Source organism: Dorea longicatena (assembly GCF_024168045.1).
GTDB lineage: Bacteria > Bacillota > Clostridia > Lachnospirales > Lachnospiraceae > Dorea_A.
Map to the genome: position 1 here is coordinate 1770473 of NZ_CP100126.1, position 20567 is coordinate 1791039.

A 20567-nucleotide genomic window follows, 5' to 3' on the forward strand; every position below is an offset into this window, starting at 1 on the left:
TAGAAGAAGGGCTTTAAAGTCCTTCTTCTTTACGCATCATACGGAGTTCTCTTCTCTTTTCTCCCTTATCCCACTCTTCTTTTTCTTCTTCTGTCTCAAGTTCCAGTCTCGGTACTCTTACCGGCCTGTCATTCTTGTCCAGTGCCACCATTGTAAAATACGCATGATTGATCGGCGTACGTTCCCCGCTCAATGCCTCTACATAAGTATCTACCTTTACTTCCATAGAGGTATTCCCAACATAAGTCACTTTTCCAATGATCACAACTGTATCTTTGACATATGCACCCCTAAGGAAACTCAGACTGTCTACAGATGCTGTGATCACATTTCTCCTTGTGTGACGTTTTGCCACCATACCTGCCACTTCATCGATCCACTGCATAAGTGCCCCTCCGAACAAACGGTCAGACGCATTCAGGTGCTGCGGTCTTACCATATGAACCGTCTCTACGATTGAATCCGATACCTTTCTTTTTTCCATTTCCACAAAAAAACACCTCTCTTTTCTTTTTAAACTCTTTTATTATAGCACCGTATTTGTTATACTTAAATTAATTTCAATAAAAGCTGTTTTACAGCGGAATGGAGTTCTCATGAGAAATATAAAATTAACGATCGAATACGATGGAAGCCGTTACCAGGGATGGACAAGACTAGGAAAAGACGAATCCGGCAATACCATATCGAATAAAATCACAGAAGTTTTAAAGAAAATGACAGAAGAAGATGATCTGGAACTTTTCTGCGGATGCCGTACCGAAGTCGGCGTACATGCTTATGCGCAGATTGCCAACTTCCGGACATCCTGTTCTGTCAGCACACAGAACATCAAGCACTATCTGAACCGTTATCTTCCGATGGATATTGCGATCATCGAAGTGGAAGAAGTGCCGGAACGTTTCCACGCACAGCTCAATGCTACATCCAAGACTTATGTATACCGCATGACCATTGATGATGTGCCAAGTGTCTTTGACCGTAAATATACCTACCACTGCTACCGTATCCCGGACAAACGCATGATGCAGCAGGCCGCCGAGAAACTCACCGGACGTCACGATTTCCGCAATTTCTCCAGTGCGAAGAAGACGAAATCTACAGTCCGAGAGATCTTTGATATTGATATCTATGGAGACATTGAGGAAATGCAGATCCTGATCCATGCTGATGATTTTCTTCACAACATGGCCCGCATCATCGTTGGTACACTGATGGATATCGGACTCGGCAACCGCTCTGTGCAGGATATTGATGATATCTTTGCCGGAATCCTGGAAGCCAGTGCGCCTTGCGATCCGAAGGGGTTGTATTTGCAGGAGGTTACCTATTAATTTGATTTGGGATTTGATTTATTAACGTAGTTGGCCTCTCGATCCTTGAAGAAAACAGTATAAAGTGGTTCTGGTTCAGGTTCCATACTCTAAGAAAAACTAAGAGAGCCAGAATCTCCTAAAAGCAAAGGAACTACGCTCAAACTCGGCGTTCGCCTCAAACACATTCGCTTCGTTCCTTTAACGGAGATTCTGACTCTCTAACTTTTTCTAAGAGCATTCCACATTCACCAGAACCACTTTATACTGTTTTCTTCAAGTCGTGACTGGCAGCAGATGTTAATAAATGAAATGCCCGGAAGTGTAACCCGGTGGAGGCCACTACGGTTACGTATTTGCCATTTCATTCATAAGGCATTTGATACACACGGAATAAAAATCATACAAATTCTGTCTCTATTGTCAGTGATATCTCATATTCCGGATACTGCTTCTTCATGTATTCTACAAAAGATTCCCTCAACTCTTCCCAGTCTCTGAGTGCATAGTCCACAATGAGATCACAGTAGAGTGTACCGGTCTCTTTGCTCAGATATAACGCATGAAAACTCTTCACGTGCTCATTTACGCGTACGAATTTCCCGATGTATCTGCGGATATCAACGATAGCCGCAGTATCTTCATCGACTGCATAGATTCCAAACACCATCGTCACATGATACTCTTCCATGATCCGAAGCTGCAATCTATGAATCTCTTCATAGACTTCTCCGATGCTTCTTTTATGATCGATCTCGATATTCACCGAACCTGAATAGCGGTCCGGTCCATAATCGTGCAGCATCATATCGATCGCACTGATCACTCCATCTGTTGCACGGATTTCTTTATAAAGCTTTCTCGCAAGTTCTTCTTTCCCCGACCGTCCGATCAGATCGGATGCCGTATTCTTAAGCGTGTCCACTCCGCTCTTTATCACGACAAAAGAAAACACAATACCTGCATAAGCATCCAGCGAGAAACCTGTAAATAAAAATATCACAGATGACAGGATTGTCAGACCTGAGAAATACGAATCATTTCTTCCATCTTCCCCCACTGCCAGTAATACTTCTGATTCTACGGATTTTCCTACTTTTATCGTATACATTCCCAGAATAAATTTGGTTACGGCTGTTCCTGCAACGATCAGTACCGTCAGTATACTGACATTCATATCTGACGGATGAAGGATTCCTTCCACAGACTCCTTAAGCATCCCCAGTCCGGCATATAATATCAGGACGCCGACCACCATACCTGTCAGATACTCTATTCTTCCATACCCAAACGGATGCTTTTCATCCGGATGTTTCCCGGAAAGTTTTGTCCCTATATAAGTCAGGAACGAAGATCCTGCATCCGTTGCATTATTGATACCTTCCGACACGATCGCAATGGACGATGCCAGTGTCCCGATCATTATTTTCACTGCTGCGATCAGTAAGTTCACTAATATTCCGACCACAGACGTTCTTATTATCCGTTCCTGACGGCTTGATTCATTCATAATACACCTGTTCCTTCTTTTTTTCTGTATTTATGATAACATGCCGGCATTTTATTTACAAGATAACACAGAATGTTCGTTCCCTTACATTCTCCGGCATACAAAAGACGGCTTGATCTGTCCGAGAGCTCCGCCTCCGCCTGTTACCAGCATGATGATTCCGGCTGAAGCCATTCCTTTTTCCATCTCTGTAAGGGCTTCATGTCTGTCAAGGCTTCTTCCAAGTGTCAGAATTGCTACGATCAGTCCCAGTCCGACTGCTACGATCGGCTGACCGAGGAATATAAGTACATTCATGAATCCTTCTGAAGAGTTCTCTTCCCGTAAGGCAAAAAAGCTTTTTAAAGATCTTGACTGGATCATGGATTGTATGAAGAATGGCGATACTTCACGCATCTATGAGATTACATTGAAACATATGGAAACACCGCGTGATATCAATCTGGAAGATCTGTAAAAAACCGTGCAGCTATTTTCAACTGCACGGTTTTTCCATATATATTTCTTCTGTTTTCTTTGTATCTCCGATTGCACGGAAGCCATATTTTTCATAAAAGGCTTTTGCATCTTTTGTATGCAGCATTCCATACAGGTGCCCGTTCTCTTTCATGATCCGATCCATCAAAATGGTTCCGAATCCCTGACTGCGGTACTTTTCTTCTATAACGAAATCCATCAGATAAAACGTCGTGACACCGTCTGTCAGAACCCTTGCAAATCCAATCTGTCTGTCTTTTCCGGCCATACTGCTTTCCTTGATTCTGCCTTCACCGGTGCCGGCTTTCAGAAACAGACCATATGGACAAGAATTCTCCATACTTTTCCGGATCATCTCTTCCGTTCTGTCTTCTGCCCATTCTGTACTCCGTAAGAGATCTGTCACTTCCGACAGATGCATATTCTCTATATCTTTTCTGATATAGTAAGACGATTCTCTGTCTTCTCCTTCTGCGGTGATCTTATCTTCCGATATCTGCCGGATCACTTCACGCAGCTTCGTAAGATATGGATCTGCCATACATTCTTTTTCCCCGTAAGTCATCTGAAGATCATATTCCAGCGGAAGCCAGGTTGCAATATCCGCCTCGTTATGCTGGATCAAAGTCTCCATCTTATCCAGGGCATGCACGATCTTCGCTTCCATTGTCTCTTCTCTTTCCAGTTCCCCGAACAATTCATCCAACTCCTGCCGCTCTTTTCCCGGAAGCATTGCGGTCAGCAGCGTGAGCGCATCTCCTTCTGTTTTCCGGTCGTCATCCGTCTTCACAAATGCCGGAATATCACCGGTTAGCGCTTCCCCCAGATCATGGAACAGGCACATCTTCATCACCTTATCCATGTCACAATCCGGAAATTCTTCTTTTACCAGCCACGCAAATACACATAGACGGTACGTGTGTTCTGCCACACTTTCCCGCCTGTGATCTGTCATTCTGGAATGGCGCATATTACATTTCAGGTGTTCTGCCACACCCATAAAGTCTAATAATGTTTCTGGTCTCATTCTTCCTCTACTCGTTCAGATATTCCAACAGGCCCTGATATTCTTTTTTCATTAATCTGTTTCCATGCATATAGAAATGCTGCAGCTTATCGTAATCCTTCTCCATACGTGATACGGTCGGAATCAGTGGACGGATCACAAAGATCTTCCCTTCTTCTTCCAGCTTTTCGATCAGCTTCATCTGCCTGTTATATACCGCATTTCTTGTCATGATCGCACGTACCAGATTCGGATATTTTTTATAGGCTCTTTTATAAAGCTGTTCTGTTGCTTTTAGCGCTCTCTTCTTGCGGTAACCCGGATTTCTCGTCAGCACTACAACGATCTTGTCATTCCCTTTTTCCAATGCATACTCGATCGGAATGGAGTCTGCAAGTCCCCCGTCCATATACGGAATTCCGTCTACATTTGCAATCGGTGCTGCAAGCGGCATACTGCTTGATGCACGGCAGATCTTCATCAGACGTTCCGGATCCTTATCTTCTGACAGATACTCTGCAGCTCCTGTGATGCAATTCGTAACAACCAGTTCGCATTCCATCTCGGATGCAAAATACGTCTCGAAATCAAATGGATAGATTTCATTCGGGAATTTATCAAACAACATATCCATATCCATCAGTGCTTTTTCTTTCAATGTCTTCTTCAATCCGTATACATAATCATATTCTTTCTCACGGTGGATCACGCATTCCCGGCTCCGTCCAGCCTGTTTTGATACATAATCAACTGCATTGCAGGCACCTGCAGATACACCGATCACATTGGACATATACAGTTCTTTTCCCATCAGATAATCAAGGACTCCCGATGTAAATACTCCGCGATTGGCTCCGCCTTCCAATACTAATGTTGCTTTTATCATAAACTTCATACCTCTCTTTTGCTTTCTATTCTTCGTAGTTACCATTATATACCCTTTTTCATAGAAGGAAAAGAGGAACTTCCCTTGCTATTTTCCCCTATATTTGATACTATATGCTAGTCAGCGTCTGCAAATCCGGACGCAGTCACTATCAACAGAGATTCAAACGACAAGGAGAATATAAACCAATATGATTAGTACAAGTAATGTAACATTACGGGTTGGTAAAAAAGCCCTGTTCGAAGATGTTAATATTAAATTTACAGAAGGAAACTGCTACGGTCTGATCGGAGCAAACGGTGCAGGTAAATCTACATTTTTAAAAATCTTATCCGGACAGCTTGAACCAACGAACGGTGAAGTTATCATCACACCAGGTGAGCGTCTTTCTTTCCTGCAGCAGGATCATTTCAAATATGATGAATATCCGGTACTGGATACTGTTATGATGGGAAATGCAAGACTCTATGAGATCATGAAAGAAAAAGAAGCCATCTATGCAAAAGAGGATTTCACCGATGAAGATGGTATGAAAGCCAGCGAACTGGAAGGCGAATTCGCAGCCATGAACGGATGGGAAGCAGAATCCGATGCCGCAACTTTGTTAAATGGTCTCGGCATTCCGGTTGAGATGCATTATGAGATGATGAAGAACTTAAATGGTCCGGAAAAGGTAAAAGTCCTGCTTGCACAGGCACTGTTCGGTAATCCGGATATCCTGCTCCTCGACGAGCCTACTAACCACTTAGACCTTGATGCGATCGCATGGCTCGAGGAATTCCTGATCAACTTTGACAATACTGTCATCGTTGTATCCCATGACCGTTACTTCCTGAACAAGGTCTGCACACAGATTGCAGATATCGATTATGGCAAGATCAAACTCTATGCCGGTAACTATGACTTCTGGTATGAATCCAGCCAGCTTCTGATCCGTCAGATGAAAGAAGCCAATAAGAAAAAGGAAGAAAAGATCAAAGAGTTGCAGGAATTCATCTCTCGTTTCAGTGCCAATGCTTCAAAATCCAAGCAGGCTACTTCCAGAAAACGTGCACTGGAAAAGATTCAGCTTGATGACATCCAGCCATCCAGCCGTAAATATCCTTACATCGACTTCCGTCCAAACCGCGAGATCGGTAATGAAGTCCTTACGGTAGAGGGATTAAGCAAAACAATCGACGGCGAAAAAGTTCTGGATAACATTTCCTTTACTCTGAACCACGATGACAAGGTTGCATTTGTCGGAAGCAATGAGCTTGCAAAGACAACACTCTTCCAGATTCTTGCCGGAGAGCTGGAACCGGATGAGGGTACTTATAAATGGGGAATCACAACAACCCAGGCCTACTTCCCACTTGACAGCGGAAGTGAATTTGACAATGATTACAGCATCGTAGACTGGCTGACCCAGTATTCCGAAGAAAAGGATGCCACTTATGTACGTGGATTCCTCGGTCGTATGCTGTTCTCCGGTGATGACGGTGTGAAGAAGGTGCGTGTTCTTTCCGGAGGTGAAAAGGTACGCTGTCTGTTATCCAAGATGATGATCAGCGGTGCAAATGTACTGATACTTGATGAGCCTACCAACCACCTGGATATGGAAAGCATCACCGCACTGAACAACGGAATGACAAAATTCCCTGGTGTACTTCTTTTCTCTTCCAGAGACCACCAGATTGTCCAGACTACTGCCAACCGTATCATGGAGATTGTTCCGGGCGGTAAACTGATTGATAAGATCACTACTTATGATGAATATCTTGAAAGTGATGAGATGGCTCGTAAGAGACAGACTTATACTGTTCAGGAGGAAGATAATTAAATTGATTGGGATTTAATTCAGGAAGGCTGTGGATACCCGAACCGGAATAAAACTTGGAAAGGCGTTCCTGCTCAGGTTCCATCGGCGGGTCAATTCTAAAGGGGCAAAATTCTGCTAAAAGCAGGCTTTCAAAATTTGAAACTCGGCATACGCCTCAGACAGTCAAATTTTGAAAACCCAACGCAGAATTTTGCCCCTTAAGAATTACCAACGCCTCTTTCACATTCGCTGGAACGCCTTTCCAAGTTTTATTCCGTGTGTATCAAATGCCTTACGAATGAAATGGCAAATGCGTAACCGTAGTGGCTTCCACCGGGTTACACTTCCGGGCATTTTATTTATTAACATTCGCTGCCAGTCACGACTTGAAGGAAACAATAGATAAGGATTATTGTGAATGTGGAATGCCGTTAGAAACAATTAGAGAGTCAGAAGCACCGTTAAAGGAACGAAGCGAACGTGTTTGAGGCGAACGCCGAGTTTGAGCGTAGTTCCTTTGCTTTTAGGTGATTCTGACTCTCTTAGTGTTTCTTATGGTATGGAACCTGAACAAGAAGCCTTATCTATTGTTTCCTTCAAGGACTGAGAGGCCGCTTCCCCAGTTAATAAATTAAATCCCAATTAAATCTCAAAATCTTTTATGTAATCTTTCATATACCTGATCGAATGCTCTCTGTCTTCCATCTCCTTTTGTTGTTGACAGTATTGCATGCCTCTTTCCGTCCGGTTCTGTCAGGAATAATGTCTTTTTAATATTACCTTGTTTTCCTACTTCCAGTTTCTCCATCTGGTTCAGATCATATATCTCTACATCCGTATCTACGGTCACTACATAATCTTTTGCAATCAGAAGCTGTTCTTCTTTTAATTCCAGTACATCCGGTGCTGCCAGCTGACGGTAGAACTCTTCTTTGTCTTTCACTCTGTCCAGCTTTCTATTGAATTCTTTTCTTGCTTTTGTATTCAACACTGCTAAAACAATTCCTACACATCCAATAATTGCAGCCAGCATGATATTATCAAACGAGCAGATCAATGCCAGGCACAGAAGACTGATCCAGACAATCATTCCTGTCTGTAGTGATTTGATTCTTTTTGCTGTCAGATTTGCATATTTTTGCTGTCCTGCTGTTTCAATCGCCATACTTTTTTCTCCTTTTACCGAATCTTCTGCTTTTTCCGGGTATTTTCACGCTGTTACCTTGTACTCTGCCGACACTTAGTTACCAGCCCATGGTCTTACTGTTTCTTTATAATATGTAACATTTTCAGAAAGGATCTTTGCCTCCGCATTCTTTACTTCCACTTCTGTCACCGCACAGTTACTGTGCACTCCGATGCCCCAGTATTTTTCCAGCGGTTCCTTTCTGATGTTATTCAGTATACCTGCCAGCGCCGCTCCATGTGTGGTGATCAGTATATTTCCATACACACCCTCTGCTTTTTTGTACAGACTTTCCAGAAACTCACCGGTTCTTTTCCTTACATCCGCAAATGATTCGCCACCTTTTCCCGGTCTGAATCCCACCGGATCATCGAAAAATTTCTGAAAATCTTCCGGAAGTTCCCAATGATCTCTTGCGCAGCATTTTCCCTCATATTCACCGAATGCCATTTCCCCAATTCTGGCATCCGTGATGATCGGAACATCCCTGCCTTCCAGTATGATCCTCGCTGTTTCATATGCTCTCGACAACGGACTTGAAATACACAGATCGAACGGAATATCATGCAATCCCTCCGCCGTCTCTTCTGCCAGATGCTTGCCAAACTGATTCAGCGGAATATCCACCTGCCCCTGAATCTTTTTTACTTTATTCCAATCCGTTTCTCCATGTCTTACCAGATAAAGTTTCATTCTACCAATTCTTCCTCCTAAAACACCCTTTTTATCCATTGACCTCTAACGCCAATATAATTGACAGTATACCATACCTTTTTATCTTTTTATAGTCAAATTCTGCTGAAAATGCTATAATATTTCTGCATAAAATTCTTTAAAATTATTGAAAAGGGAGTATCAATCATGAAAAAAATTGCAAGCTTTACAGTAGATCATCTGCGCCTTGTTCCGGGTGTGTATGTTTCCCGTATCGACCAGGCAGGCGGCAATCCGATCACTACTTTTGATCTGCGTATGACCAGTCCTAACGATGAACCGGTTATGAATACTGCCGAGGTTCACACGATCGAACATCTGGCCGCCACATTCTTACGCAATCATGCAGAATATGCAGACAAGACCATTTATTTTGGACCTATGGGCTGCCGTACAGGATTCTATCTGATCCTTGCCGGAAGTTATGAATCCAAAGACATCGTACCATTATTAAAAGAAATGTACCGATTTATGGCTGATTTTGAGGGTGAAGTTCCCGGAGCTTCTGCCAAAGACTGTGGAAACTATCTGGATATGAATCTTCCGATGGCAAAATATCTGTCTAAGAAATATCTTACGGAGGTTCTTGAAAATATCACTGAGGAGCAGTTACATTATCCTTCCTGATCACAGTTACCGGTATTTTCAAACTATGAGTAATCTGTACTACAGGCTGCCGGAAATCAAAAAGCACGCAGGAAATCCTGCGTGCTGAAATTTTATTTTAAATTAAGCTAAAGCAGCTTTTGCAGCTTCTGCAAGTGTTGCAAATCCTTCTGCATCATTTACAGCCATCTCTGCAAGCATCTTTCTGTTCATCTCGATGTTAGCTACTTTTAAGCCGTGCATGAACTTGCTGTATGACAGTCCGTTCATTCTTGCTGCAGCATTGATACGAGCGATCCAGAGCTGACGCATCTGACGTTTGCGCTGTTTTCTTCCTGCGTATGAAGATGTAAGAGCTCTCATTACAGACTGTTTTGCAACTCTGTACTGTTTAGAACGTGCTCCTCTGTATCCTTTTGCTAATTTTAAAGTTCTGTTATGTCTTTTTTTAGCGTTTAATCCGCCTTTAATTCTTGCCATGTCTTATTCTTCCTCCTTCACAAATTGAACCTTATCTTAGAGATATGGTAATACCTTCTTCATGTTCTTTACATTAGTAGCATCAGCAATTGTTGCTTTTCTAAGATTTCTTTTTCTCTTTGTAGATTTCTTAGTTAAGATATGGCTCTTGTAAGCTTTATTTCTTTTTAATTTTCCTGTACCTGTCTTTTTGAAGCGCTTTGCAGCTGCTCTATTAGTTTTAATTTTTGGCATGATATGCTCCTCCTTCAACTTGTATTGTATTTTTAACGTTTTTCAGTTAAAACCATGCTCATGCTTCTGCCTTCCATCTTAGCCGGCTTTTCAATGACTGCGATGTCACCAAGCATCTGGGCAAAATCATCCAAAATGTGTTTGCTCTGCTGAACATGTGCCATCTCACGGCCTCTGAAACGCAATGTAACCTTTACTTTGTTACCTTTACTGATGAACTTCTTAGCATTATTCACTTTGGTATTAAGATCATTCGTCTCAATATTTGGTGAAAGACGCACTTCTTTTACTTCAACGGTCTTCTGTTTCTTTTTAGCCTCTTTTTCCTTTCTTGCAAGTTCATATCTGTACTTACCGTAATCAATAATCTTGCAAACAGGTGGCTGAGCCTTTGGAGCAATCTTCACAAGATCCAGATCTGCTTCCTGAGCAAGCTTCATAGCTTCCTTCGGACTCATGATACCTAACTGATCTCCGTTTTCTCCAATCACTCGAATTTCTTTGTCTCTAATCTGCCCGTTAATCATTAAATCGCTAATTGTCGTGCACCTCCATCATAAAATAAAAATAAGTGAATAGTTCGAGACTATCCACTTGCATATCTGTATCATAAGATCTATAATCAAATCTGTATATACTCAATATCAAACCATTAGTCACCCGATTGTGCTAAGGTGAGAGTGGATACTCTACTTTCTTTTTTGCCTTACGCAACATATAATTTATCACATTATTTTTCTTATGTCAACTGTTTTTTCTCTTTTTTTCATCCTTTTTTGATTCCTGATAATTCAGCCTTTATTCCACGATCCAGCTTTCCAGATTCTGTGCCCCGGCATACTCTTCCAGATATTTTCTGCCATATTCCAATGCTTTTTCAAGACCATCATTTCCTGAAAATGAATAGATCAATGTCAATACTTCTGTCACATCCTCCGTAATCATTGCACGCTCTGAATCACTGGTTGAACTTCCGATGGCTCCGTCTTTGTCTGCGAGCACCGGAAGCGCCTCGATCTTGATCTCATCTTTTCCGATTCCCTTATAAGTCTCTCCTTTCTGTCCGATCCGGAATACCAGTTCTTCTGAGATCTGAGATACGTCATAAGATCCTACCGAAAATCCCGATTCGATGGAAATCAGGTTATTGACATCCACAACGGTATTAACTTCATATAGTCCCTTTCCCTGTCCGATCCGGCGGATCAGTGCCTCGGAAGACACACGGTATCTGCTCGGATCCTTTCCGAATGCTTTGTATGCTGCCCTGGATTCTTTCACGTTTGGGATTTCATTGATCCCGTTATCAAAAATAGCATCTCTCGTCTTTTTGAAAATGTCTTTCTTCAGATATTTCCACAGTTCTTCGTTCTTCTTTTCCACTTTCACCCGGTACTGCAGGCATCCCACTCTGGTATCCGGCCAGATTTCTTTCATCGTTTTATCAATTATCAGATGTTTCATATATATCGCTCTCCTGTATTATAAAGTGTCGGATCATCGTTCAGGCGAACCGTAAGAAATGTGCTTTGAGAATTTCCCGCATAAATACAAAAAAAGATGACAATCTGCCCGTAAGCTTCTTGTCATCTTTGACTCTTCTTTATGCTGCTTTTGATCTATTTCACAGTATATTAAGCATGCTTTTCTAGGCGAAAAGACTTGTTGCTCCATATATTGCTACTACTGCAACGATTCCCCATCCGATGATACTTAACATACTCTACACCTCCTCAGGATGATTTATTTCTCTCTTTCTGATTTCAGTATAGAGCATAATTATACATTTGTTAAATGAAGCTTTTGTATGTTACTATTAGTATTCTTAATGTTTCTATGTATCTATCTGTGGTCTGCCATGCATACAATGGCGATCATTCCAGCGCCTGTATGACCTCCGATCACAGGACCGAGATTGTTCATCATGACATTGGTCACACCCATTTTCTTACGGACGAGTTCTGCGACATAAGCTGCATCTTCCGGACAATTGCCATGCGGAATCATCACCATATCCGGCATCTTTCCCTCGCATGCTTCGACCGCCATATCCACGATCTTATTCATGCCTTTCTTTCTGCCCCGCTCTTTCCTGATGATCTGAAGCTTTCCTTCATTATCCAGACAAATGATCGGCTTGATCTGTACCATCGTTCCGATCACTGCTGCTGTCTTCGAGATACGTCCGCCTTTCTGCAGATGATTCAGATCCTCTACCATAAAGAAATGGCAGATTTTTAATTTATTTTCTTCCACCCACTGCGCAACTTCTTCCAGACTCCTGCCTTCTTTCTGAAGTTCCAGTGCCTTATAATCAAGCAGGCCTTCTCCCATGCTTGCGCAAAGTGTATCGATCACAACAATCTTTCTCTCCGGATATTTTTCACGCAGTTCCTCTGCAGCTATACACATACTGTTATATGTACCACTAAGTCCTGATGTAAAGCTCAGATGCAAAATATCTTTTCCTTTTTTCAGGATCGGTTCCAGGATATCTATTGCAGTCTGCGGACTTGGCTGTGAAGTCACTGCCATCTCTCCGTTCTCTAACATACCATAGAATTCTTCTGCTGTCAGATCATACATATCACGGTAAGTCTTTCCACCGATCGTACAGTTCAGCGGGACTACCGGTATCTCTCTTTCCCACACCCATTCTTTTGGCAGATCAGATGTACTGTTAATCGTTATTACATATTCACTCATATCGGAAACCTCCTCATCCTCAAGTCCTTTTCATCTTACCATTGTCTTACATATTACGCAAAACTTTTTTCACAGTAATGATAAATACTGCGCTGGTTGTCAGAACCGATATTACATCTGCAATCGGTTCTGCGCGGTAGATTCCCATCACGCCCATAAATTTTGGCAGAATAACCGCAAGTGGAATCAGCAGAATAATCTTCCTTAAAAGCGCAATGAATAACGATACCTTTGCCTGTCCGAGCGAAATGAATGATGTCTGGCATGCGCACTGGATTCCGAAGATGGATATTCCAAGGAAATATACCGGCATAACCTTACATGTCAGTTCCAAAAGTTCTTTATTATCCGTAAACAGCCCTGTATATATCTGCGGTGCAAAAATTGCCACACCTGCAAGCAACAGTGTTCCTGTCAGACAGACCAGGATCATTCTTTTCATCGTTGCTTTCACACGTTCCTTATTTCCAGCACCATAATTATAGCTGATGATCGGCTGTATCCCCTGTGTGATCCCCTGCACCGGAATCGTGATCATCTGCATGACACTCATAAGGATCGACATGGATCCTACATACAGATCACCGCCATATCTCTGCAGCCCCGTATTCAGTGTGATCGTTACCAGGCTTTCCGTACTCTGCATAATAAATGGTGAGATTCCGAGTCCTGCGATCATCTTGATTACATCTTTTTTCAAATGCATATTTTTCAATGTAAGACGCATCACGCTTTTTTCCGAAACCAGGAAATGTACCACCCATATTGCACTGACCGCCTGTGACAGGACCGTTGCAACAGCCGCTCCGCGCACACCCATATGCATTACAAAGATGAACAGCGGATCCAGGCAGATATTTAATACTGCCCCGATCAGAACGGATAACATTGCAATCTTTGCCGCCCCCTGTCCGCTGATGTAAGCATTCAGTCCAAGTGCCAGCTGTACGAAGATGGTTCCGATCAGATAGATCGATATGTAATCTCTCGCATAGACAATCGTTGCATCACTGGCTCCAAACGCATACAGGACCGGTGTCTTGAATATCGAAAAGAATGCTGTCAGGATTACAGAAAATAGTACCAGAAGCCCCGCAGAATTTCCAAGGATCTGTTCTGCCCTCTGTCTGTTCTGTTTTCCCAGTTGAATGGAAGCAAGCGGTGCTCCGCCCATTCCCGCAAACGCGCTGAATGCCGAGATCATCGTCAGGATTGGAAATGTAACCCCGACACCGGTCAGTGCTGCATTTCCGTATCCCGGAATATGACCTATATACATTCTGTCTACTATATTATAAAGCACATTGATAAGCTGTGCCGCCACAGAAGGAAGTGCCAGAGAAAACATCAGTTTTCCCAGCGGTGCACTTCCGAGTCTTTCATCTCTGTGATTCATTTCTATCTCTGCCTTTCTTTTGTATACTTATTATCCCATTTTCCTGTAATGGTCGTTTTTCACACACGGTTATTTCAGGCTTACATGAAGATAGCTTCTTCCGGAAAGTGTTTTATTAAAGCAGATACTGCACACCACCAGAACACATCCCATTACAAATCCCCACCCGTTGAATAATGCCGTCAGTATCAGCAGAGCCAGACGCATGAACTTCAGCGCATAGCCAAGTTCAAAATTCGGCTGTGTATAATTTGCAACTGCAACAAACGCCATATAGAGCATGACTTCGCTGTTAAACCATCCCGATTCCACTGAAAATTCTCCCATGACAAGACCAGCGATCACACTGAGCGGTGTACTTAGCATACTCGGAGTATTCAAGGCCGCCAGGCGCAGGCCGTCAATTGCCACTTCCAGCATCAGAAGCTGATAGATCAACGGAATATTCACCGTATCCTTCACCGCTACAAATGCAAATACTTTCGGAAGCCAGTTCGGATTCTGCATAAAAAGCAGAAAGACCGGCGTCAGGAATATCGTCATCAGATTGATCAGTGTTCTGGATATCTTCAGATAGACACTGGTCAATGTCGGAAAGTAATAGTCATTTGCCTCTTCGATCATATCAAAGACCGATGTCGGAAGTATCATCGCAGACGGTGAATTATCTACCAGGATCACCACTTTCCCTTCCAGCAGACATGCCGATGCCGTATCCGGCCGTTCGGTGAATTTAAACTTCGGAAACGGATTATACCACTTCCGCTTAAACAGGCATTCCGCCAGGCTCTGCTGATTCATCCGCAGATCATCTGTATCTATGCTCTGGATCTTGTCACGCACATTTTTCAGCAATGTCTTATCTGCCCGGTCACCCATATAGCAGAGTGCCACATCTGTCCTGGAACTGTCCCCTACCTCCATCATCTCCATGATCAGTGCCGGATGCCGGATTCTTCTTCTCATCATTGCCGTGTTATATACGATTGTCTCCACAAAACCATCTCTGGATCCCCGAAGTGACTTGTCTTTATCCGGCTCTTCTACATTTCTTGCCGGATACATCCTGCAGTCGATCACAATACATGCCCGGTATCCGTCAATAAATACGCATGTTTCCCCTGACAGCAGACTTTTCAATATCTGATCAAAATCAAACATGACATCTACTCCAACGTACGGAATACATGCATTCGCGAACTTCCATATATCCTCCGGCATGTCTTCTTCTTTCACTTTCAGAAGTGCATCCATGATCTTCAGCATTGTCTCTTCACTTGTAAAACCATTTACATAATAAAAAGAAGAAACCCTCCCGCCGATCAGCAGATCCCTCTGGATGAGGTCAAAGCTTTCCCGGATCGGGAGTGTTGCGTTCATATATGCTACATTTTCTTCTCTTGTCTTAAAAACCGGGATTTCCTGACGCGTCATCTTCTTACCACCTCTTACATACATAGACTGTATGTTCCAGTATGTCCCGTTTTTTTCATTCTTATACAAAAATGGAATGCTTCTCTTTCCGGTTATTTCGTCGTGCTGCCAAATCCGCCGTTACGGACTTCTTCCACTTCATCATCAACCGTAATCCCATATTCCATGAAAATCCCCTGCATAAATCCTGTTCCTGCCGGGATTTCCACTATTTTTCCTTCTTTTGTGTCATTCGTGATCTTGGCAAAAATGTGTCCTTCATTGTCTGAATTATAATAATCACTGTCGATGATCCCTACTGTATTATTCAACTGCAGGCGGAATTTGAATCCAAGTCCGCTTCTCGGATAACACTGAAGTACCCAGTTTTCTTCCATCTTCGCACGAATTCCTGTTGGAATCTTCGCTGTCTCTCCCGGCTTTAATGTGATTGCCCGCGGCGCATAAAAATCATATCCAGCCGATCCTTTTGTCGCACGTTTTGGAAGTTTCAATGCATCATAGATACTGCGGATGACTTCATCGGAGTCCTGTCCGATGGCATCCAGATACCCTTCTTTAAACTGTTCAAAGCTTACTTTTTCAAATTTTGCGATTCTCTTTGCCATGTATATATCCTCTTTTCTGTTATTTATTCTATACTTCTTAAACTACAAAAACACAGCCTATAAAGCTGTGCTTTTGTTCCGGCATATCCAGTATAACATCTTTTAGTTGCCGCACTCAATACTGATTTCATTAAATAATGTCAGGATATCGTCTACCGACATCCTATCTTTTTCTTCTCCCTTTTTATCCAGGATCGTATTTCCCTGATGCATCATCACCAGGCGGTTACCATATTCGATCGCATATCTCAAATTGTGTGTAACCATGATCGTTGTAAGATTCTTCTCTTTTACGATCTTATCTGTCAGTTTCATGATCAGTTCTGCCGTCTTCGGATCCAGTGCTGCTGTATGTTCATCCAGGATCAGAAACTCGATCGGTGTCATGGTAGACATCAGAAGTGCCATTGCCTGACGCTGCCCGCCGGACAATGCGCCGACTTTTACATCCATCTTATCTTCCAATCCCAGTCCAAGCTGGCTTAACTGCTCCCGATAATAATCTATCCTTGCTTTGTTCGTTCCTCTGGAAAGACCGAATACCTTTCCTTTATTGTCTGCCAGAGACATATTTTCCAAAATCGTCATTGTTGGACATGTTCCCATTGCCGGGTTCTGATAGACACGGCCGATTCTTTGGTTTCTCTTATATTCTTTCTGTTTTGTGATATCGGATCCATTGATCAGGATCTGTCCACCCTCCACCGGGATACTTCCGCAGATAATATTCAACATGGAAGTCTTTCCGGAACCATTACTTCCCACGACAGAGACGAATTCTCCTTTGTCGATCGTCAGGTTGAAGTCCTGAAATAAGCACATCTCATTCACGGTACCCGGATTGTAATATTTATGAATTCCTTTTAACTCAAGCATTGGTGTTCACCTTCTTCTTTCTGTCCATACTGATGATAAGCACAACCAGGAACAGGACTGCCGTTACCAGTTTCATGGCCTGCGGATCGAAATTGCGTAGTGCAACGGCAACGCATGCTTTATAAATAACCGATCCGATCAGGACTGCTGTCGTTGTGTGCAGCAGTGTCATCTTACGGAAAATACTGGTTCCGATAATTACACTTGCCAGTCCTATGACCATAGCTCCGGTTCCCATAGAAATTTCAAATACTCTCTCTTCCTGTGCAAATATACATCCGGCCAATGCTACCAGACCATTTGAAATTGCAAGTCCGAGGATCTTGATATTGCCCTTGTCTTTTGCGAGAGATACAACCAGTACATCATTATCCCCAACGGCTCTTAACAGGAATCCGGACTTCGTATTCAGATAAAGATCAAGCAATACTTTACAGATCAATGCAAGCACCAGAACGATGATCAATGTCGCATATGGTGCAAGTACATCCGGAATAATCTTCTCCATCAGATCATTGTTAAAAATAGTCTTCTGTGAGAATAATGGCACATTCGCCGTTCCTGCTATATACAGATTAATCGTCCACAATGCCGTCATCATTATGATTCCCGAAAGAAGATCTCTGACTTTACACTTCACGTGGATCAGTCCGGTACAGATTCCCGCAACTGCTCCGGCCAGAAATGAAAGAACCAGCGTGATGTATGGATTCATTCCTCTTGTAAGGAGGGCAGCTGTGATCGCTGCCCCCAGAGGAAAACTTCCATCCACCGTAAGATCGGGAAAGTCTAATATTTTATATGTGATATAAATCCCCAATGCCAGGATTCCATAGATCAGCCCCTGTTCTAATATCGATGTAATGAAACTCATGAAAAATGCCTCCCAATCCACTAATTCCCGTCCCCAAAGCTTTCTACTGCGCTATTTGCAAGATCTTCCGGTACTGTGATCCCAAGATCCTCTGCTACTTTGCTATTTACATAGAATCCAGGTTCTGTGATAGTTTCAAAATTCTGCTCAGAAGCTTTTGCTTCGCCTTTTAATACTTTCGCCGCCATCTTACCAGTCTGCTTTCCAAGTGCAATATAATCAATTCCTTCTGCTGCAAGGCATCCGATCTTCACCTGCTCGATCTCACTTCCGAATACCGGGATCTTCTTTTCATTTGCTTTATCCAGGATAGTTGGAAGTGATGCTACAACTGTGTTATCAGTCAGATTGGTAATACAGTCTACTTTGCTTAACAGATCATCCGCTGCAAGAGATACATCCGCTGTTGTTGTGATTCCCTTTTCTACCAGTTCGAAATCATATTTCTTAACCAGACTCTTGTATTCTTTGATCGCCGATACAGAATTTGCTTCGCTTGTAGTATACATGATGCCAATCTTCTTAGCATCCGGAAGCATCTCACGAATCATTTTAAGCTGTTCTTCAACCGGAAGTTTATCTGATGTTCCGGTCACTTCTCCTACCGGTTTTCCATCTTTGTCTGCGAGTTCTGCTGCTACAGGATCTGTAACTGCAGTGTAAATGACCGGAATGTCAGCTTTCATTGCTGCGTTATATACACTCTGTGCACTTGGTGTTGCGATCGCACATACCAGGTCTACTTTATCAGATACCAGACTGTCGGAAATCTGTTTTGCAGTTCCCATATCCGCTGCCGCATTTTTGTATTTTACGGTCAGGTTATCACCTTCTTTGATTCCTTCTGCTTCCAGTCCTTTTAAGAAACCTTCCCTGCAGTTATCAAGAGAACCATGTTCTGCAAACTGTTCAATTCCGATGGTATAAGATTCTTTCTTATCACTTCCGGAATCGGATGAACTGCCACATCCTGCTGCCATTGCCGTTACCATTGCCGCTGTTAATAATACTGTTACCATTTTCTTTTTCATAATTTTTTTCTCCTCTTTTTCTGTATAAAATATTATTGTTGTCCACAGATCCCAATTGCCAGTTCTCTGTAGTTGTTAGGAGAGAAAATCTTTCACCGATTACCGTCTGCCATACCATCTTAGACAAAAAGAAAACCGCCCCAAACCTTAAGGTTTGAGACGGTAATAATATCTATTATTATCGCGGTACCACTCAAATTGACGAATCGTCCACTTTCTCATGTACTAACATACACTCCTGATTGATAACGGGTTCGGTTCCCGACAAGCCATACTCTCTCAAACGATTGCTGAATACAAGTTCTTGATTTCAGACTGCCCTCAAAAGTCCATTCACTTATCAACTTCATACAGCAATCTCACCACCTGCTGCTCTCTTGGATGTCATCGTATAAGCTACTCTTCTTTTTCAACGGTTTGCTTTGTTATGGTTATACTTTACTGTATCAAAGTTGTTTTGTCAAGAAGTTTTTTACTTTTTTTCAATCACGCCCTATTTCCAGGTAAAATCCGGCGTCCCCTCTAGGTCATACGGCGTAGCCTGATATACGTAATAATTCAACCAATTCGTATACAGGTTATTCGCTGTTGCTCTCCATGTAAGCAGCGGTCCTTTCTCCGGATCATCATCCTGATAATAATTCTTCGGGAGTTCAATCGGAAGTCCCTTACTTTTGTCCCGTTTATACTCACCGTCCAATGTTATACGGTCATATTCCGGATGTCCCATCACAAAAATCTGGCGCCCATTCTGTGCCATGGCAAGGAACAGACCTACTTCGTCAGATTCCGCCAGAACCGTAATCCTCTCATCCGCATGCACTTTATCCAGTGGTGTCTCTGTATGACGGGAATGTGGTGCCAGAAATACATCATCAAAGCCACGTACCAGCGGAATTTTCCGGTTCAGCACTTTATGCCAGAAGAGACCGAACGCCTTCTTATCTAATTGGACCTTGTCAATTCCGTAATGATAATACATGCCTGCCTGCGCTCCCCAGCAAAGATGCAGTGTAGATACTACATTCGTCTTGGTCCAGTCCATAATACGGGTCAGTTCATCCCAGTAATCCACTTCTTCGAACGGCATCTGCTCTACCGGTGCTCCGGTAATGATAAATCCGTCAAATTTTTTATCCTTGATCTCATCAAATTTCTGATAGAATTTGTTCAGGTGACTCACTGAAGTGTTCTTCGACTGATGTGAAGCAACCGCAACAAATGTCACATCTACCTGAAGCGGTGTATTAGACAACGAACGTAATATCTGCAGTTCTGTCTCCTCTTTTAATGGCATCAGGTTTAGAAGTCCGATCTTGATCGGACGGATATCCTGATGCATTGCACGGTGTTCATCCATCACAAATATATTTTCACTCTCTAATATCTCCTTGACCGGGAGATCATTCTGCACTCTGATCGGCATAAT

22 protein-coding genes, 1 pseudogene and 1 other annotated feature are annotated in these 20567 nt (G+C 42.7%); of the genes and pseudogenes, 4 read left to right on the top strand and 19 right to left on the bottom strand.

The features are described from left to right. Nucleotides 1-13: 13 nt before the first annotated feature. Nucleotides 14-484, bottom strand: coding sequence for an acyl-CoA thioesterase (locus NKF87_RS08395; RefSeq protein WP_226851036.1), 471 nt, complete (start codon nucleotides 482-484; stop codon nucleotides 14-16). Between the two features lie 112 nt (nucleotides 485-596). On the opposite strand from NKF87_RS08395, the gene truA reads away from it, so the two are divergent. Then, nucleotides 597-1334 (top strand): tRNA pseudouridine(38-40) synthase TruA, encoded by a 738-nt coding sequence (gene truA, locus NKF87_RS08400; protein ID WP_117597860.1) that lies wholly within the window; start codon nucleotides 597-599, stop codon nucleotides 1332-1334. A gap of 379 nt (nucleotides 1335-1713) precedes the next feature. On the opposite strand, the gene NKF87_RS08405 is transcribed toward truA, so the two are convergent. Together NKF87_RS08405 and NKF87_RS08410 are read right to left on the bottom strand one after the other, a co-directional pair. Continuing rightward, nucleotides 1714-2823, bottom strand: coding sequence for a cation diffusion facilitator family transporter (locus tag NKF87_RS08405; protein ID WP_253583446.1), 1110 nt, complete (start codon nucleotides 2821-2823; stop codon nucleotides 1714-1716). A 114-nt stretch (nucleotides 2824-2937) separates the two neighbouring features. Then, a pseudogene (locus NKF87_RS08410) lies at nucleotides 2938-3132 on the bottom strand (GntP family permease); the annotation flags it as partial. On the opposite strand from NKF87_RS08410, the gene NKF87_RS08415 reads away from it, so the two are divergent. Further along, a complete protein-coding gene (locus NKF87_RS08415) occupies nucleotides 3119-3280 on the top strand; it encodes a hypothetical protein (protein ID WP_173792067.1) in 162 nt (53 codons plus the stop codon). The pseudogene NKF87_RS08410 and the gene NKF87_RS08415 overlap by 14 nt on opposite strands. An 18-nt stretch (nucleotides 3281-3298) precedes the next feature. Here NKF87_RS08415 and NKF87_RS08420 read toward each other — a convergent pair whose 3' ends face one another. After that, the gene (locus tag NKF87_RS08420) at nucleotides 3299-4327 is read right to left on the bottom strand and encodes a bifunctional HD family hydrolase/N-acetyltransferase (RefSeq protein WP_044925015.1); all 1029 of its coding nucleotides are present in this window, start codon (nucleotides 4325-4327) and stop codon (nucleotides 3299-3301) included. 7 nt (nucleotides 4328-4334) lie between these two features. Next, nucleotides 4335-5192: a patatin-like phospholipase family protein gene (locus tag NKF87_RS08425; RefSeq protein WP_055282695.1), complete on the bottom strand. Its 858-nt coding sequence runs from the start codon at nucleotides 5190-5192 to the stop codon at nucleotides 4335-4337. Nucleotides 5193-5382: 190 nt separating this feature from the next. On the opposite strand from NKF87_RS08425, the gene NKF87_RS08430 reads away from it, so the two are divergent. Continuing rightward, nucleotides 5383-7014: an ABC-F family ATP-binding cassette domain-containing protein gene (locus NKF87_RS08430; RefSeq protein ID WP_055282698.1), complete on the top strand. Its 1632-nt coding sequence runs from the start codon at nucleotides 5383-5385 to the stop codon at nucleotides 7012-7014. Between the two features lie 628 nt (nucleotides 7015-7642). Here NKF87_RS08430 and NKF87_RS08435 read toward each other — a convergent pair. Beyond that, nucleotides 7643-8158, bottom strand: a complete 516-nt coding sequence (locus NKF87_RS08435; protein ID WP_253583447.1) for a hypothetical protein — start codon at nucleotides 8156-8158, stop codon at nucleotides 7643-7645. A 75-nt stretch (nucleotides 8159-8233) separates the two neighbouring features. Further along, on the bottom strand, nucleotides 8234-8872 hold the full coding sequence (locus NKF87_RS08440) for a histidine phosphatase family protein (protein ID WP_215720479.1): 639 nt from the start codon (nucleotides 8870-8872) through the stop codon (nucleotides 8234-8236). 168 nt (nucleotides 8873-9040) lie between these two features. Between NKF87_RS08440 and NKF87_RS08445 the strand changes: the two genes are divergently transcribed. Continuing rightward, nucleotides 9041-9520 (top strand): S-ribosylhomocysteine lyase, encoded by a 480-nt coding sequence (locus tag NKF87_RS08445; protein WP_028085972.1) that lies wholly within the window; start codon nucleotides 9041-9043, stop codon nucleotides 9518-9520. 102 nt (nucleotides 9521-9622) lie between these two features. Here NKF87_RS08445 and rplT read toward each other — a convergent pair whose 3' ends face one another. The 12 genes from rplT to metA form a co-directional block, all read right to left on the bottom strand. Beyond that, nucleotides 9623-9979 (bottom strand): 50S ribosomal protein L20, encoded by a 357-nt coding sequence (gene rplT / locus NKF87_RS08450; RefSeq protein ID WP_006427929.1) that lies wholly within the window; start codon nucleotides 9977-9979, stop codon nucleotides 9623-9625. A 36-nt stretch (nucleotides 9980-10015) separates the two neighbouring features. Then, nucleotides 10016-10213, bottom strand: a complete 198-nt coding sequence (gene rpmI, locus NKF87_RS08455; protein WP_006427930.1) for a 50S ribosomal protein L35 — start codon at nucleotides 10211-10213, stop codon at nucleotides 10016-10018. A gap of 32 nt (nucleotides 10214-10245) precedes the next feature. After that, complete coding sequence (gene infC, locus NKF87_RS08460) at nucleotides 10246-10740, bottom strand: translation initiation factor IF-3 (RefSeq protein WP_028085973.1); 495 nt, start codon at nucleotides 10738-10740, stop codon at nucleotides 10246-10248. A 271-nt stretch (nucleotides 10741-11011) separates the two neighbouring features. Beyond that, a complete protein-coding gene (locus NKF87_RS08465) occupies nucleotides 11012-11677 on the bottom strand; it encodes a B3/4 domain-containing protein (protein ID WP_055284093.1) in 666 nt (221 codons plus the stop codon). Between the two features lie 378 nt (nucleotides 11678-12055). Beyond that, nucleotides 12056-12919: a DegV family protein gene (locus NKF87_RS08470; protein ID WP_028085974.1), complete on the bottom strand. Its 864-nt coding sequence runs from the start codon at nucleotides 12917-12919 to the stop codon at nucleotides 12056-12058. Between the two features lie 46 nt (nucleotides 12920-12965). Next, nucleotides 12966-14315, bottom strand: a complete 1350-nt coding sequence (locus NKF87_RS08475; protein WP_253583448.1) for an MATE family efflux transporter — start codon at nucleotides 14313-14315, stop codon at nucleotides 12966-12968. Between the two features lie 69 nt (nucleotides 14316-14384). Continuing rightward, the gene (locus NKF87_RS08480) at nucleotides 14385-15749 is read right to left on the bottom strand and encodes a spore germination protein (RefSeq protein ID WP_138376827.1); all 1365 of its coding nucleotides are present in this window, start codon (nucleotides 15747-15749) and stop codon (nucleotides 14385-14387) included. Nucleotides 15750-15841: 92 nt separating this feature from the next. Then, entirely contained in the window at nucleotides 15842-16357 is a 516-nt protein-coding gene (locus tag NKF87_RS08485; protein WP_253583449.1) for a deoxyuridine 5'-triphosphate nucleotidohydrolase, read from the bottom strand. Nucleotides 16358-16459: 102 nt separating this feature from the next. After that, complete coding sequence (locus tag NKF87_RS08490) at nucleotides 16460-17233, bottom strand: ABC transporter ATP-binding protein (RefSeq protein ID WP_055284096.1); 774 nt, start codon at nucleotides 17231-17233, stop codon at nucleotides 16460-16462. Continuing rightward, nucleotides 17226-18107 carry an ABC transporter permease gene (locus NKF87_RS08495; RefSeq protein WP_055284097.1) on the bottom strand — a complete coding sequence of 294 codons (882 nt, stop codon included), beginning with the start codon at nucleotides 18105-18107 and terminating at the stop codon, nucleotides 17226-17228. Before NKF87_RS08495 ends, NKF87_RS08490 begins: the two co-directional genes overlap by 8 nt. Before the next feature lie 20 nt (nucleotides 18108-18127). Continuing rightward, nucleotides 18128-19138, bottom strand: a complete 1011-nt coding sequence (locus NKF87_RS08500) for an ABC transporter substrate-binding protein (RefSeq protein ID WP_253583450.1) — start codon at nucleotides 19136-19138, stop codon at nucleotides 18128-18130. Between the two features lie 152 nt (nucleotides 19139-19290). Continuing rightward, nucleotides 19291-19560, bottom strand: a binding site (T-box leader). A 71-nt stretch (nucleotides 19561-19631) separates the two neighbouring features. Further along, nucleotides 19632-20564 (bottom strand): homoserine O-acetyltransferase MetA, encoded by a 933-nt coding sequence (metA, locus tag NKF87_RS08505; protein ID WP_055284119.1) that lies wholly within the window; start codon nucleotides 20562-20564, stop codon nucleotides 19632-19634. Nucleotides 20565-20567 lie beyond the last annotated feature (3 nt).